This window comes from Streptomyces sp. AHU1 (assembly GCF_045343905.1).
GTDB lineage: Bacteria > Actinomycetota > Actinomycetes > Streptomycetales > Streptomycetaceae > Streptomyces > Streptomyces triticiradicis.
The window spans coordinates 9,014,334-9,029,472 of the sequence record NZ_CP174283.1 but is presented as its reverse complement, the minus strand read 5'-3'; the positions used below and the strand labels follow the sequence as shown (position 1 = coordinate 9,029,472).

General features: G+C 68.1%; 15 protein-coding genes. 11 read left to right on the top strand and 4 right to left on the bottom strand.

The window, feature by feature from the left end:
• Positions 1 to 59: 59 nt before the first annotated feature.
• From ACICHK_RS39695 to ACICHK_RS39680, 4 genes are all read left to right on the top strand, one after another.
• On the top strand, positions 60 to 647 hold the full coding sequence (locus ACICHK_RS39695; protein WP_406840805.1) for an SMI1/KNR4 family protein: 588 nt from the start codon (positions 60 to 62) through the stop codon (positions 645 to 647).
• A gap of 358 nt (positions 648 to 1,005) precedes the next feature.
• Positions 1,006 to 2,223, top strand: coding sequence for an amidase family protein (locus tag ACICHK_RS39690; RefSeq protein WP_406840803.1), 1,218 nt, complete (start codon positions 1,006 to 1,008; stop codon positions 2,221 to 2,223).
• Positions 2,216 to 2,527, top strand: coding sequence for a hypothetical protein (locus ACICHK_RS39685; RefSeq protein WP_406840801.1), 312 nt, complete (start codon positions 2,216 to 2,218; stop codon positions 2,525 to 2,527). The genes ACICHK_RS39690 and ACICHK_RS39685 overlap by 8 nt, the downstream gene beginning before the upstream one ends.
• Positions 2,528 to 2,742: 215 nt before the next feature.
• Positions 2,743 to 3,381: an HAD family hydrolase gene (locus tag ACICHK_RS39680; RefSeq protein ID WP_406840799.1), complete on the top strand. Its 639-nt coding sequence runs from the start codon at positions 2,743 to 2,745 to the stop codon at positions 3,379 to 3,381.
• Positions 3,382 to 3,822: 441 nt separating this feature from the next.
• Here the strand turns inward: ACICHK_RS39680 and ACICHK_RS39675 are convergent, their stop codons facing one another.
• The gene (locus ACICHK_RS39675) at positions 3,823 to 4,671 is read right to left on the bottom strand and encodes a GNAT family N-acetyltransferase (protein WP_406840797.1); all 849 of its coding nucleotides are present in this window, start codon (positions 4,669 to 4,671) and stop codon (positions 3,823 to 3,825) included.
• A gap of 289 nt (positions 4,672 to 4,960) precedes the next feature.
• The gene (locus ACICHK_RS39670) at positions 4,961 to 5,560 is read right to left on the bottom strand and encodes a TetR family transcriptional regulator (RefSeq protein ID WP_151472589.1); all 600 of its coding nucleotides are present in this window, start codon (positions 5,558 to 5,560) and stop codon (positions 4,961 to 4,963) included.
• Positions 5,561 to 5,716: 156 nt separating this feature from the next.
• Between ACICHK_RS39670 and ACICHK_RS39665 the strand changes: the two genes are divergently transcribed.
• The 7 genes from ACICHK_RS39665 to ACICHK_RS39635 all read left to right on the top strand — a co-directional run bounded on the left by ACICHK_RS39665 (position 5,717) and on the right by ACICHK_RS39635 (position 12,718).
• Complete coding sequence (locus ACICHK_RS39665) at positions 5,717 to 7,162, top strand: FAD-dependent monooxygenase (protein ID WP_406840795.1); 1,446 nt, start codon at positions 5,717 to 5,719, stop codon at positions 7,160 to 7,162.
• A 72-nt stretch (positions 7,163 to 7,234) separates the two neighbouring features.
• Entirely contained in the window at positions 7,235 to 8,080 is an 846-nt protein-coding gene (locus tag ACICHK_RS39660) for an IS5 family transposase (protein ID WP_406840793.1), read from the top strand.
• 434 nt (positions 8,081 to 8,514) lie between these two features.
• Positions 8,515 to 9,228, top strand: a complete 714-nt coding sequence (locus tag ACICHK_RS39655) for an endonuclease/exonuclease/phosphatase family protein (protein ID WP_406840791.1) — start codon at positions 8,515 to 8,517, stop codon at positions 9,226 to 9,228.
• 277 nt (positions 9,229 to 9,505) lie between these two features.
• Entirely contained in the window at positions 9,506 to 9,655 is a 150-nt protein-coding gene (locus ACICHK_RS39650) for a hypothetical protein (protein ID WP_406840790.1), read from the top strand.
• Positions 9,656 to 9,955: 300 nt separating this feature from the next.
• Complete coding sequence (locus ACICHK_RS39645; protein ID WP_406840788.1) at positions 9,956 to 10,846, top strand: aminoglycoside phosphotransferase family protein; 891 nt, start codon at positions 9,956 to 9,958, stop codon at positions 10,844 to 10,846.
• A 625-nt stretch (positions 10,847 to 11,471) separates the two neighbouring features.
• Positions 11,472 to 12,260, top strand: a complete 789-nt coding sequence (locus ACICHK_RS39640; RefSeq protein WP_406840786.1) for a hypothetical protein — start codon at positions 11,472 to 11,474, stop codon at positions 12,258 to 12,260.
• 278 nt (positions 12,261 to 12,538) lie between these two features.
• Positions 12,539 to 12,718, top strand: a complete 180-nt coding sequence (locus ACICHK_RS39635; RefSeq protein WP_151472595.1) for a hypothetical protein — start codon at positions 12,539 to 12,541, stop codon at positions 12,716 to 12,718.
• A 426-nt stretch (positions 12,719 to 13,144) separates the two neighbouring features.
• Here ACICHK_RS39635 and ACICHK_RS39630 read toward each other — a convergent pair whose 3' ends face one another.
• Complete coding sequence (locus tag ACICHK_RS39630) at positions 13,145 to 14,251, bottom strand: alpha/beta hydrolase family protein (RefSeq protein WP_406840784.1); 1,107 nt, start codon at positions 14,249 to 14,251, stop codon at positions 13,145 to 13,147.
• Between the two features lie 222 nt (positions 14,252 to 14,473).
• Positions 14,474 to 14,752: a hypothetical protein gene (locus tag ACICHK_RS39625; RefSeq protein ID WP_406840783.1), complete on the bottom strand. Its 279-nt coding sequence runs from the start codon at positions 14,750 to 14,752 to the stop codon at positions 14,474 to 14,476.
• Positions 14,753 to 15,139 lie beyond the last annotated feature (387 nt).

Below are 15,139 nucleotides of genomic sequence, written 5' to 3'. Positions count from 1 at the left end.
ACGACTCCCGCACTGAGATACATAGCCACGTAGGGTGACGGGGACGAGAGAAGAGCACGATGGATCCCCGCATACCCCGCCTGCGTCGCAAGCTGGCCGCGATCCCTTTCCAACCCCTGCGCAGTCACTCCTTCGGGGAAGAGAAACACACGTTTCGCCTCGGTCCGAAGCTGGAGGAAGCGCGCGCCGCTGCGTTCGAAGCCGAGCACGACATCGCACTGCCCGACGCCTATCGGCAGTTCCTCACGCAGATCGGAGGCTCAGGCGCGGCGCCGTTCTACGGCCTCATGCCGCTGGAGCGATGTTCCCTGCGGGTCATGAAGCCGCGCGGAGAACCCGGGAAACCCCGCGGCTTCGACGGCAGAAACCCCAGGGGCCACGGAGGCGATCTCTTCCTCCACATCATCGAGATGGGCTGCACCGACGTATGCGTCATCGCGGTGACCGGTCCCCTCACCGGCCGCATCCTCATCGGAAACAGCGACGGATACTGGGGCCCCAACGTCTCCTCCGCCACCGACTTCCTCGACTGGTACGGACGCTGGCTCAACCACATGAGCGCCGGACGCGACAACCGGGCCCTGGAACTCACCTCGCCGAGGCTTCACGCTCATCCAAACCGCCATCGCCTGGCTCCGAAGCTCTGACTCTCCGTAATCACCCTGCGGAAAGTTGAGCCAGAACCCGAGTTTCGACAGCAGCCGGGCCTGCTGGGAGGTCCCCTTTATCCAGGGATGCGGGGCGTCGAAGTGGGGCTCCGGCGGTAGGTGGGGCCGGACCCGGGGACATGGCCGTGCTGATGGACCGCACGGTCGGCCAGGGGGCCGGCCCCGGCCTGAAGCCGTGGCAGGTTCCACGCCTGACATGACACCAGATGGGGACACGACCCGCGTCAGCCGCACAAAGACCCGCGCTCCCGGCCCCCGCCCCGGGGCACCGGAAGTCCGACCGGTGGCGAGCGGCTCCGCCTGTCGGCCCGGACCGCAGGTCTGGGATGTTGTCACGATGACGACTCGGTCCTTCGATGACTACAGCACGCTTGCCGCCAGGCAGATCGCCGCCCAGGTACTCGCCGGAGAACGGTCAGCACATGAGATGGCACAAGCGGCGTTGGAAGCCGTCGCCCGGCTCGACGGCACCGTGAGGGCCTTCACCGAGCTGTGGCCCCGGCATGCCGCGGCCTGTGCCACCCAGGTCGACCGCCGCGTCCGGGCCGGCGAGCGGCTGCCCCTGGCCGGCGTTCCCCTCGCCGTCAAAGCCACCGAGGGACTCAACGCGTACCAAACTGTGCGTCTGGTGGCCGCCGGCTGCATCCCGATCGGTGCCACCGCCACGCCGGGAAGAGGAACTTCCTGGCAGACGTGGGGCGACACGGACCGCGGCCCCACCCTCAACCCGCACAATCCGCGGTGGAGCCCCGGCGGCTCCTCGGCAGGCTCGGCCGCAGCCGTCGCCTGCGGCATGGTGCCGCTGGCCACCGGCAGCGACGGGGCAGGGTCCGTGCGCATCCCGGCCGCCTGGTGTGCGGTCATCGGCCTGAAGTTGACCAACGGCCTGGTGCCCGCCCGCGACCGTGCTGGGCTAAACGTTGCCGGCCCGCTGGCTCGCAATGCTGCCGACGCCGCCGCATACCTCGACGCGATAGCCGCAACCAGCACCCTGCGCGGCCTCGCGCCTCCACTGCGACCGCTGCGTGCTGCATGGTCGGCCACGCTCGGCTTTGCCGAGACGACCCGGCAGATCGCCGACGTCACTCACGCGTTCGTGAACCAGCTGGCCGACGCGGACGCCCTCGCCCCGGACGATGTCGCGCTCCGCCTTGCCGACCCAGCTCCCTGCTGGGCCGCCCTACGCGGCAAAGGGGGCGACACGCACAGCGCAAGTGCTGCACGCACTGCCCTTCTGCGCGCGCTCGACGACGTCTTCGACAAGTACGACGTCCTCGCGACACCGACGACACCCAATCCCCCGCACGGGCACCAAGGGCCCGGTCACGCCATGAGCGTCGCTCTGACGTGGGCCTTCAACATCACCGGCCACCCCGCCATCAGCATTCCGGCCGGATGGACGGTAAAGGGTGAGCCGGTCGGTCTCCAGCTGGTCTGCCGGCCGGGGCGGGAGAGCGACCTCCTGGCCGTCGCAGTCTCCGCCGAAGCGCTTTGCGTCGGCGCACCACCGCACGGGAATGGTCTGCGGCTCTCGGAAAGAACGGGACGTGAGTGACTGTCTCGACCATCCGGCTGCCTTGTGGCCTGCCACGCCGTCCGCACCAGGCACAGCATTGGAGCTGCGCCGCTGGGTGTGGTCGGCCATGTCCTTGCCCGAGCGCCATGCCCGGCTGCGCGAGCTGCACGCCTGGGCAGATCGGCTGCGCCACACCGCCGAGCTGCATGACGAGATCCCGCCCTGCTGGTACTGCCACCGGCGGGTGTGGGAGATGCTCACCGCCCTGTATCTGGGTCGGCTGCGTACCTACGAGGGCTGGCTTCGATCACTTCATGCGACAGCGTTTGTTGACGAGTTCTGACGTCATCGCCCGGCCGAGAACTCCGCGGTTCTTCACGAGCTTTGAAGGCACCTGCCGATGCAGCCGAGTCGTGTCGGCGGCTCGCAACAGGGCTGCCACAAGGTTTCAAGATCGCTTGACCTTCCCCCAGCGGGAAGGACGACAGTGTCTCCGTAGATCACACGAGCGAGCGGTGTGCGCTCGCCAGCAGGGCAGGACGAAGAGGGGGAGTTCGAGTGACGGCGACCTGCGTCATTCTCGATATCGGTGGCGTGCTGGAGATCACGCCGGAAACGGGGTGCGTGCAGCGGTGGGAAGAGCGGCTGGAGTTGCCGCTCGGCACTGTGCATGAGCGGCTGCGCGACGTGTGGCAAGCCGGGAGCGTCGGGAGCATCAGTGAACGAGAGGTTCACGAGCAGGTGGCAGCCCGCTTGGGACTCGACGCGCCCCAGGTTGAAGCCTTCATGGCTGATCTCTGGGCGGAGTACCTGGGAACGCCTAATGAGGAGCTCATCGCTTACGTGCGTGGGCTGCGAGGAAGCTGCAGGCTGGGCATCCTGAGCAACAGCTTCGTCGGTGCCCGGGAGCGGGAGACCGCTCTGTATCACTTCGACGAACTGGTCGAGCAAATCGTGTACTCGCACGAGATCGGCGTCGAGAAGCCGGACCCGCGTGCCTTCGAGGCCGTATGCGCCAACCTGAAAGTGCGGCCGGAGAGCTGTCTATTCATCGACGATCTCGCAGTAAATGTTGAGGCTGCTCAGGCGGCGGGCATGCAGGCGCATCTGTTCCAGGACAATGCCCGGACGATTACGCGCATCGCAGCTCATCTGGATGCTGGTTCCAGGGTTGGAGGGCCTGTCTCGCTCGGGTGATGTCGGCCTGGCCGGCCTTCAGCGGTTGCCGACCAGGCGGTGGAGCGGTTGATCAGTCTGCTTCTGCGTGTTCGGCACGGGCTCGGGTGCCGGCCAGGCGGTAGGAGTCGGTTCCGGTCTCGATCCCGAACGCTCCTTCGCGCCCCAGCCCGAGCTGGATTCCGCTCTCCCAAAAGCCCTTACGGTGCTGGCCGAGCCCGACCCTGCGACCGCGGTCTCCCAAGTGCGTGTCGGACTTGCCGCACTCGCCCTGGTCCAGGAGCGAACCGACACTCGTGCAGACCGCCTCCGCGGTGCCGGCGCAAACATGGCCTCCCTCGACGCCTACGCCGCCCGAGACGTCCTGCGCCCATAGCCCCCTTGTTTGGACACCATTTGTCGATCACGGGGCCCGAAAATGTCGGTGAGAAGTAACAGCACTGCGAAGTGGGCGGGGTCGACCTATTCGGCGGGTTCGGCGATCAGCGCCGTACCGATCTTGCGGAAGCCGAGTCGGGCGTAGACCCGCGCGACGTCGTCGTCACTTGCCGACAGGAAGACGGTTGCCGCACCCCGCGATCGGGCGTCGGCCACCAATGCCGCGGTGACCGCGAGTGCGAGACCGCGACGGCGAGCTGCGGGGAGCGTTCCGACGCCGACGATCTCGCTGACTTCTGCGAGCGGTTGGTGCTGGCCTGCGGACAGCACTGATCCATGCTCGACAGCTGCGGCAACCGCCGTCAGACCTGCCCGGATACGCACGATCATGCGTTCCACCGACCCGTCGGCGACGCGGGCGTCAATTGCTTCCACCAGATGTGGTGTTCCCGCGAGACCGATGTGGGTTCCAGGCTCGGCGAAGGCGAGGTGAGGAACGGCCAGTGCGCTGGGCAGTATCGGATCGTCCGCGCCTACGATTCGCACGGATATGTTGCCGGACAACTCCTCCAATGGAGTTGCGGGAGTACCGGGATCGAGCACCATCAGTGGATGTTCGTGGACCACGAGTCCCGACTCCTCGACTGCTGCCCGCAGCGTGGGCGTGGTCTCGGCGACCCATTCGAAACTCTCCGGGGTCCCCAGTTCCCGCTGGCGGGCACGGACCTTCTGCACGTCGGTGGCCTCCAGCGGTCCGGTCCATCCCCGTGTGGGACGTGCGTAGAACGGCCAGCCCTGGCCCTCCCGCACGAACAGGGTCAGCGGCCCGTGGTCCTCGACTCGGGCGCCGTGGCGCGGGACCGCGTCGTAGTACTCCTCGAGCCGGTCCAGCAATGCCCGCTCAGGATGATCGTCAAAAGCAGTAGAAGTCACGCCGGGCATCCAAGCAACAGGGCACCAGCGACGCCACTGCATTTCATCAAACCGCCTGCGGGGAGGGGGCTCGGTCGAAAACCGCTGCCGAGATCGTTAACCGGCAGCGTCCTGAGCAGCGGCATGGGCCTGGGTAACACCCCGGGGCTCTCTGATACTTCACGCGCCGCCTCTCTGCACGTGTCCTTCGTGGGTTCACGGAATTGCGGCCGTAGCCGTTTTCACGAATCGCCATCAGCCAGCACCTGCCGGTTCCGTGGCCCCGGCGGATACGAGTGCCCGGCACGCCTCAGGGATTCGGCGCGGTCAGGTACCGCTGGATCGTCGGTGCCAGCCATGCCACGATCTCCTTCCGCGCCAGCCCCGCCGCCGGTGGCATCCGCAGCACGTACCGCGTGAGCGCGAGCCCCAGCAGCTGCGACGCCATGAGTGCCGCTCGTGCCGGGATCTGTTCGGGGTCGGGGCACACCTGTCGGGCGACCGGCAGGAGCTGGACTTGCAGGATGTCCTGCATGCGCTCGGCCCCGGCCTGGTTTGTCACGCCGACCCTCAGCAGGGCAGTGAGGACCTCGTTGTTCTCCCACATGTCGAGGAAGTGTTCGACGAGGATCTGCCCCGCATCCTGCTGGCGGTCCGCCCCGCTCATGTCCGGCAGCCGCAGGTCGATGGCGACGGCTGCTGCAAAGAGGCCCTCCTTGCTGCGGTAGTAGCGCATCACCATCGACGGATCGATGTTCGCGTCCTTGGCGATGGCGCGGATGGTGGCTCGCTCGTAGCCGTCGTTCGCGAAGCGTTCGCGGGCCGCCGCGAGGATCGCGCCGCGGGTGGCGTCGGAGCGGCGGGGGGCGCCGGAGCCGGGAATCGTGGAGGTGCTGTCGCTACCGTTCATGCCAACAAGCGTAGGCCAACGGGCATAGGCCAACAACTGTTTGCCAACGCCTGTTGACATCACTCCCGGCACCCCGTTATCGTCATCAACGAGCGTTGGCCAACACTTGTTGGCAAACGGGCGCCGGGAAGCAGGCACTGGCAGCAGGAGGCCACCATGAACGGCACCGCCACCGACCGCACCGTGATCGTCGTCGGCTCCGGCCCCACCGGCCTCCTCCTCGCCGGTGACCTCGCCACAGCCGGCGTCACCGTGGCCCTCGTCGAGAAGCGGCCACGCAAGACCAGCAACCTCTCGCGCGCTTTTGGGGTGCACGCCCGCACCCTGGAGCAGCTCGACGCCCGCGGCCTCGCCGACGAACTCCTCAGCACCGGCGACACCATCACCGGCCTGCGGCTCTTCCGCCGCCTCTCCCTCGATCTGAGCACGCTGCCCTCGCGTTTCCCCTTCATGCTCATCACCCCGCAGTACGAGGTCGAACGGCTCCTGGAGCGACGGGCCCGGGAGGCCGGGGTCCAGTTCGCGTACGAAAGCGAGGTCGTGGGGCTGCGGCAGGACGACGAGGGGGTCGACCTCGACGTGCGCGGCGCGGACGGGGCGGTCGTCACCCGCCGGGCAGCCTATGTCGTCGGCGCCGACGGTCACCAAAGCGCCGTACGGGAGGCGATCGGCCTGGGCTTCCCCGGTGTCTCCGTCATCAAGTCGTTGATCCTGGCCGATGTCCGGCTGGCCGAGAGGCCCGAGGACGTCCTTACTGTCAACGGCCGCGGCGACGCCTTCGCGATGATCGCCTCCTTCGGCGACGGCTGGTACCGGGTCATGGGCTGGAACCGCCGCAACGAGGTCTCTGATGACGCCCCGCTCGGCCTCGACGAGGTCAAGGAGATCACCCGCCGCGCCCTGGGCACCGACTACGGCATGCACGACGCTCGCTGGCTCTCCCGCTTCCACAGTGACGAGCGCCAGGCACCGCACTACCGGGTCGGGCGGGTCTTCCTCGCCGGGGACGCCGCACACATCCACTCCCCGGCCGGCGGGCAGGGCATGAACACCGGGCTCCAGGACGCCGCCAACCTGAGCTGGAAGCTCGCCGCGGCCGTCCAGGGCCGGGCGCCCGAAGGGCTCCTCGACAGCTACGAGGCCGAGCGCCACCCGGTCGGCAGGGCGGTGCTGCGCAGCAGTGGCGGACTGGTCCGGCTGGCCCGCGCGCAAAATCCGCTGCTGCGTGCCGCCCGCGCCCTGGTCTCCGCATTCGCGGGCATGGCCCCGCCCGTCCAGCGCAAGGCCCTGGCTCAGATCACCGGGATCGGCTACGCCTACCCCGCCCCACGCGGCGCCCACCGCCTCACCGGCACCCGTGTCCCCGACGTCGCCCTGAAGGACGGCCGGCTCTACGAGGCGCTGCGCGGCGGCCGGTTCGTACTGATCACGCCCCAGACATACGAAGGCCTTGGTGTCCATAAGGGGTGGCTGACCGTGGAGCGCTGGGCGAGCGACCGCCGGACGACCGTCCTGGTACGGCCCGACGGATACGCGGCCTGGGCGGCAAAGGACGCGGACACGACGGAAATTGAGAAGGCGCTGGCCCGGCATCTGGGCTAGAGGGCGTCTGAAAAGCCTGTCAGCGGGCAAGTTGCCTGGTAGCGGGGCGGTGTCGCATTTTCGGGGGCTGGCGTGTACGGGCTGCGCACCCGTTACTCGACGGATCTGTCCGATCCGGAGTGGGAGATCCTCCATCCGCTGGTTCCGGCGGTCAAGCCCGGTGGGCGACCGGCGAAACACACGCGACGGGAGATCATCAACGCGCTGGCGTACTGGCTGCGGGCCGGCTGCGCCTGGAGACTGCTGCCGCATGACCTGCCGCCGTGGCAGACCGTCTACCACTACTGGCGACGATGGCAGCAAGAAGGCGTGTGGGAGCGGATGCTGACAGCGCTGCGTGAGCACGAACGCGTGCAGCTCGGCCGGGACCCCACACCCAGCGCGGCCATCATCGACAGCCAGAGCATTCGGGCCAGCGAACGCGGTGGCCTGCACGGATACGACGGCGGCAAGAAGGTCAGCGGCATCAAGCGCCACCTGCTCGTCGACACCCGCGGCACCGTCCTGGTGACGTGCGTGAGCCCGGCCAGCGTCGGCGATCGCGACGGCGCCGCGGTGCTGTTCTCCCGGGCCGCTGATGCCTTCCCGCGCCTTCGGCACGTGTGGGCGGACCAGGGCTACCGCGGCGCCGACTTCCGCGCCTGGGCTCTGGAGGCCACCGGTATCACCGTGGAGATCGTGCAGCGGCGCGACGGAGGATTCCGCCCGACCTGGGCGAAGGCAGGAGCACCGCCTCCGGCAGTGCCTCTCTTCGCGGTGGTCCCGCGGCGTTGGGTCGTAGAGCGGACGTTCGCCTGGCTGGGACGGTGTCGTCGGCTGTCGAAGGACTACGAGTACCTGCGCGTCTGCTCGGAGAACGCCATCTACCTCACCATGGCCATGCTCCTCATACGGCGCCTCGCAAGGTCGGCCCGCTGACAGGCTTTTCAGACGCCCTCTAGCAGTGCTTACCCTTTGATTTAACCAATCCAGTTAACCCGTTCGGATATTTACTCTCTGGGTCGGGCCGAGGCGCCGCACGCCCGCGTGCGGGACGATCTCCCGGCCTGGCGGGGAGGGGGATATGGCACCGGGCCGGGGGATCGGCGTTCTACGGGGCCGCCAGGGGCCTCTTCGGGTCTCTCAAGATCCTGAGCCCGAATCCGGGTGCCGGTGCAGGTTCTCAATCTCCGCGACGTCCGCCGAGGCTGTGAAGCCAGGTGTTCTCGCACCGTCTCACGCCGTGTCATGCGGCTCGAGTCTCAGACCCGCGGCATTTCTTCGACAGGCCGGCAGCCGACGGCTCATGGTCTGTGCCGCTCAATTGTCGGACCGGACTACGGGTGGGACATCACCGTCTAACATCGCAAAATATGATCACGGTTGCCAGCTGGAACGTTCTGCACCGCGTCCACGCCGAGAACTGGGGCGAGGACATCCTGAGAAGTCGCCCGGACGAGTCGGAGCGGATCGCCGCGGTCACGGCGTTGCTGGTGGGACGAGACGAGCACGTCATCGCCCTGCAGGAGGTCAGCGGCGACCAACTGGCCAGCCTCCGCCTTGCGCCGACCGACCGGACCATCCACGCGTTGAGGTACCCGCGCGTCCCGACACCGCGCCACGGCACCTGCTCGCTGCGCAACCCCGAGGAGTACCTCGTGCTCCTTGTCGACGGACCGACCCGGGAGATCAGTGCCGAGTCCTTCGAGGACGACCCGGGCAAGGGTGCGCTCGCCGTCGAGACCGCCGGAACGCTGATCGTCGCCACGCACGTGAGCGGCGATCAACGGCACACGCGCCAGCTGGCACGCCTGGCCGAACTGGCCACCCCTCCCCGGGGACACGCAGCGGTACTTCTGGGGGACTTCAACACCGACCGTGCCACCGTGGCGTCGGCTCTGGGTACCGGCTTCACCGTCGCGGACCTCCCGCCGGACGCCCTGCCGACACGGCCGCGCACGTCAGGCTCGAAGGCACAGTGGATCGACCACGTGGTCGTGCGGGACGCCGTTGTCAGCAACGCCGCGGTCGAGAGCGCAGAAGGCCTCTCGGACCACAATCTGGTCCGCGCGACCGTCACCACCTGAGCCACCCACCCCGCCGCCGGGCAACGAGCCGGAGAAGAGACCGGACCCGCCCTGCCCCGGCCTCCCGCACCCATCCGGACGGGACCTGGGCGGCCGCGCCAATCACTGGACTCCTGTCGACATAGCGCCCCCGATCGACGTACGCAATACGCCCCGAGCCGGGTCGTCGACCTGCAAGTTAGCGCGCCTGGCTGCCACCCCAGCCGCCTCCTCTGCCCCTAGTTTGGGGAGTCGCCCCGAAGGAGCGACGTGCCGAACTTCCCTGCGAAGGAGCGTCATGAACGAACCGTTGAGCCCCTATGCGTTACTGCTGTTGCTGGCAGGTCTGGCCGCCGGCGTAGTGGCCTATACGTATCCCCAAGCCGGCGTGGCCATCCTGGTGGGAGTCGGGGTCGTGAGCGTACTTTCCCTGATCACAAAGCCCTGAGGAACGACCAGGAGTGTCCTTCGACAGCGAAGCTAGTCCGGTGCGATGCCCTGACCTTGGGTGGCCAGGTTCGATGGCAAACGATCGCTCTCGGTGGGTGCCTCTCGTGTTCCGTCTCAAGCGATCCGGTCCGAAGCAGCGGCTGTGACCTGGTGTGACCAGGACGGTTGAGACACCTGGGTGGCCGAAAAAAAACTCAGTTGATCTGGAACCCGGCGTCTGAATACTGGCTGTCGTCTCAGTTGAACTGGACTGCCGTCGTTTCGAACTGGATCAGTGGAAGGGCCTGCGAGATTGACTATGCACGATGACCAAGTGGACGTGACCACCGACATCGTTGCGGCCTTGATCCAAGAACAATTCCCTCAGTGGAGCGGCAAGGCGATTCAACTCCTGTCATCGACCGGGACGGTCCACGCGATCTTCCGCGTCGGAAACGACCTCTCCGCGCGTTTCCCGCTGCGTCTGACCGACGCCGCGGAGGCGCTGGCGGTTCTGGAACGGGAAGCCCAGGCGAGCGCGGAGCTGGCACAGGTGTCTCGGTTCCCTGTTCCGGAACCCATCGCCCTGGGAAAGCCTGGAGCGAGTTATCCCATGCCGTGGTCGGTCCAGACATGGCTGCCGGGAACGGTCGCCTTCGATGCCGACCCGAGTGGGTCGGACGCTTTCGCCGAGGACCTTGCGTCCTTCATCGCAGCCCTGCGGGACGCCGAGACTCGGGGGCGGCGTTTCAGCGGCGAAAATCGTGGAGGCGTTCTCGCTCACCACGACGACTGGATGGCGAAGTGCTTCGAGGAGAGCAAGGGGCTGCTCGACGTGCCCCGGTTGCGCCAGGTGTGGAGCCGCTTTCGGGAGTTGCCACGCACGGGTGCCGACGTGATGAGCCATGGTGACCTGATTCCCGGCAATGTACTGGTCGCGGGAGACCGGCTCAGCGGCGTGCTCGACACCGGCGGCTTCGGCCCGGCCGACCCCGCGCTGGATCTGGTCAGCGCCTGGCACCTGTTGCAACCGGGCCCACGGAAAGTGCTCCGGCGGACATTGGACTGCGACGGTCTGGAGTGGGAGCGCGGCAAGGCATGGGCCTTCGAACAGGCGATGGGTCTTGTCTGGTACTACGTTGAGAGCAATCCGACGATGAGCAGAATGGGGCGCCGGACACTCGACCGCATTCTGGAGTCGATGGAGTGATGTCGCCCCGATCGTAGGCTGCGACAGAGACGATCTCTTGCCGGCTCAAAATCGGCCCTGCGCCTGAATCTGCGGACCGGTCCTCCCGGGGAGTCCGGTCCCGGCGCCGTAGGACGGCCACTCGCCGGTCCGCTCACAGCCTTCCTCCCTCACGCCTACCGTGAGGACGACGGCAGAGGTTGCCTGAAGGAGCAATCGATCACGAGCGTGGGGAGCGATGGGAGAAGAAAAGCAGGAGGGGTCGTGAGGCGCATCCAGCGGGCAAGGGCCGGTCTGCCCAGTTAGAGATCTGGTGCACGCACATGCGAACGCTGGTGAAGCAGGCCTTCGATACGCAGAAGAAGGCTGCGGCGGCGTGCGGAGGCAAGAGCGAGACGTGGCTGTCACGGGGGCTCAACGCCGTGGACAGCAACGGCAGCACCCGCATGCCCAGCCGAGAATTCGTGGACATGGTTCTGACAGCGTGCCGGGTCGGCGACGAGGTCCAGAAGCGGACCCGGGAGCTGTACATGGAGGCGCTGGTCACGATCAACGCGGCCGGCATGCCGACTACCTGGCCGCCGACCGGGCCGCGGCCGCAGAGATCCGCTGCCAAGAAGCACTCCAGACGCTGGAGGACCTTCGCGTGCGCATGGCGCAGCAGGCGAAGCAGCATGCGCACGAGGTGGCCCGTCTGGAGGGCGAGCTGGAGCGGCGCGAGCAGGAACGCGTCGGGGATCTGGCCGCAGCGCGGGAGCGGGAGGGTGAGAGGGCCGCGGATCTGGCCACAGCGCAGAGGCGGGAGCTGGAATGGGCTGCAGATCTGGCCGCGGCGCAGGCCAGGATCAGCGAGCGAACCCAGCAGCTCGCCGCCGAGCGCCAGGAGCGCCGGGTGGATCAGGCGACCATCGAGGCGTTGCGGGGCGAGCTGGTGGAGGCGCATTCCACGATCGAGGCGCTGAGCGGTGCAGTTGAGAAGGCGCAGTCGGAGGTGGCTGCGCTGAGGGAGGAGCCTTGTCGGCACGAGCGGGAGGAGGCTGTACTGGCCGAGGCGATCGCGGTCACCGAGCAGGCCCTGGCCGCGGAGAAGGAGCGTGCCGAGGTCGCCGGCACGCCTGCCTTTGGGGAGAAGGCGGAGCGCCAGAAGTCGGCCTCCGGGCCGCTCGCCCTGGTCTGTGCGGGTTTCCCCGTCATGGTGGTGGGTGCTCTGGTCGGACTGGCCACCGTCATGCATCCCAAGGCGGCTGCCGCTCTGGACTGGGCTGTGGTCGATGCCCTCAGGGGCAACACGACTGTGGCCTGGGCCGCGCTGGCGGCCGTCACCCTTGGCTTCGGCTCATGGCTGGGCGCCATGCCGGCCCTGATGGACCGCGGCTACTTCCCGGAGAACCAGTCAGGCATCTACTCGGAACAAGGCTTCGCGACCTGGGTGTGACCCTGGGACCACGGCGCTGTCCCGCCCCATCGGGCCGGGACAGCGCCGTGGTCGTTCACGGGTTGCCGGCCGCCGCAACACCCGCCCTTTCACAGGGTGCAGAACATTGCGGGCCTTGCCTGTCCTCGCCCCTCTTCCGGCAACCGGACGTCGGCTTGGAGCTTTGGAGCAGGCCGCCACGGCCCGCTTCGGTCGGCCGGAGCGCTCCCAGCGCGGCCCTTCACGCTCCGGACCGCACGTGGCCCCGCCATGCGCCCGATACCGAAGAGGAACCCCTCATGCCTGCGCTCTACGCAGTCGTCATCACTCTCGCCGTCCTGGTCGGCGCCCTCCTCGTCGGCGGTGTCTTCTACGCCGTGCACCGCCGCCCCGCCCTCAACGGTCCCGTCACTGCAGCCATCGCCACCATCTCCGCCCTGACCGCCCTCCTCGCCCTCGCCTTCACAACAGCACGCTGACCCAGGGAGCGTCTTCAATGCCCCTTCCCGTCCCCCGACCGCATCTGCGGGCCGAAGAGACGCGGTACCAGTGCCCGCTTCCAGCGGTGCCAGCGCTGACTGCCAGAACCTGAGCCAGCAGCACCAGTCGTAGATACCGGCATCCCAGGACAGGCAAGCAACGCCGCCGGGAGTTCGTAGGTAAAGGAGCGCTTCCCGGTCACGGACAGCAGCGGGCGCGGAAGAGCCCCCTCGCCGATCACGACAAGGGGCTGGCATGGACAGCAGAGCGGCTCTGCGAGCGGCATTCAATACTTTCGGCGCACCGCGGCCACGACGGGCACCGCGTCCCCGGCCGGGCCCGCCCGGTCGGGGTGCTGCTGGTGGCGGGCGTCGTCCTGTGGCGGGGCCGCAGGCAGACGGTCTGAGGGCGTCCGGCGCCGGTTGCTATCCGGCGATGTACTCGACCTCGGGGTAGCGCGGTGAAGCCCCCCACAGCAGATGCCCGGCGCCCGGGCGGCCGCGCAGCTGGAGATCGAAGAAGGCCCGCACGGTCGCCCGTACGGCAGCCACCGCCCGGTCGGCGGGGATCGTGCCGATCTGCAGCGTCTTGCGCACCGGCTCGGGGACCTGCGGGGCGATGGCCACGATGTCGGTGAAGCAGTCGTGGTCGGCGTCTGTAAGCCGCAGACAGCGGTGCCAGTCGCTCAGGTGCGCCCAGAACGGCGGCCAGGACCCGTCTTCGTTCAGCCCGTCGTGGACCGCCGTGTCCATCAGCAGGAACGGCCGGTCGAGACCGTGCTCAACCACCGGCCCGTACAGCGCGCCGTCCAGATCGATGCCGGCCCGCACCCGCTCGTCCAGATACATCACCGCCGCCGACGCGGCGCCGCCCCGGGAGTGCCCGAAAGCACCGACCCGCGTGAGGTCCAGCGTCCCGCGCAGCCCGCGCGGGAGCGGACGCCCCTCGGCGTCGGGGTTGCCGCCCCGCTCCAGCACGGTCAGCTGGTCGAGGACGAACCGCAGATCGGCGGCGCGCACCGCGACCGCGGCCGTGCGGGCCTCGTGGCTCGCGTCGTCGGGGCGGTTGACGACCACGCGGCCGTCCGGGAACTCCACCTCGCCCGAGTCGTAGGGATGGTCGACCGCGACCACGACATAGCCCCAGGACGCCAGTTCCTCGATGACCAGCGTGTTGAACGTGCGGTCCGAGGTATATCCCGGCGAGTGGAGCAGCACCGGCCGGCGGCCGGGCCGGACCGGCGCGCGGTCCGCGCTGTGGGTCTCCGGGAGCGCGTAGCCGTCCACCGCGCCCCCGAAGCGGGCCTTCAGGGCCCGCTCGGCACCAGACGGCAGCCAGGGCAGCATCGCGCGGTCACGCACGTCGGCGGCCGGGTACGTCACGGTCACCATCACCTCGCGCGACTGCCCTGACCAAGGGTCGGTCCGCGACGGGTCGACCAGGTGCAGCTCTACGGCACCCACCGGCGCGGGACCGGTCGGCCCGGCCAGCCGGATGGGGATGAGACCGGCGGCCACTGCGGGCGTGGACACCGACAGGGGAACGGCGGCTGCGGCGGCTACTGCGAGGCCACCGGCTATGAGGGAACGGCGATTCGGGCGTACGGGAGGCACTGCGCTCCTTCCGTGGCCGAACCCGAGGCGCACAGCAAAAACGGTAAAGAGAACGCCATCGTCCGGCCTGCTTATCGTCAAGTTCCTTAAAGACTAGATCACTTGGCGCCGGAAGTCGGATCATTTATCGGTTCTTACCGTTCACTTACCAGTGAACGCCGTCTTCGCCGCCGTCTCCACCAGTGCGATGCCCTTCGCCTGCTTCGAGGGCGACACCCGGTTCGAGTCGCCGACCTTCCACAGCCTCGCCGGGTTCGATTCGGTGACCTTCCACGACAACACCTGGTTCGGGTCGGCGACTTTCCAGAGCAACGCCGACTTCGGGTCGGCAGCCTTTGAAGGAACGGACAGCTTCGGACCGTTCATCTGCGCCGGGCAAGTCAGTTTGTTCGGTGCGGTGTTCAGTGTCCCGGTGACCATGTGGATCGCCGCGCGGCGTCTGGAGTGCCGCAGGACCCGCTGGCCGTCGACCGGCGTAAACCCACCGACCGTCAGGTCGGCGGGCTCGGTGATCAGTGACGGTCAGTGGACAACGGTCACTGAGCCCTTCGCAGCGGAACGATGTCGAGGCTGGTGGTGGGGACGGAAGGGCGGGCGGCTTCGGGGGTCGAGAGAAGCGCGACGATGGTGACCGACTGGTGGCAGTGGGGACAGTCACGGGTCGCGGTCGGTTCCAGCGGGTCACGTTCTGCGGCCACTTGCTGACGCGAGAGAAGTCGGCTGAGAGTCTTGGACGGCGGAGGAACCCCAGGCCACGACGGCAGAGAAGCGGTCTCACCGAGCCTGATGAGCATCCAGGCCCCGAAC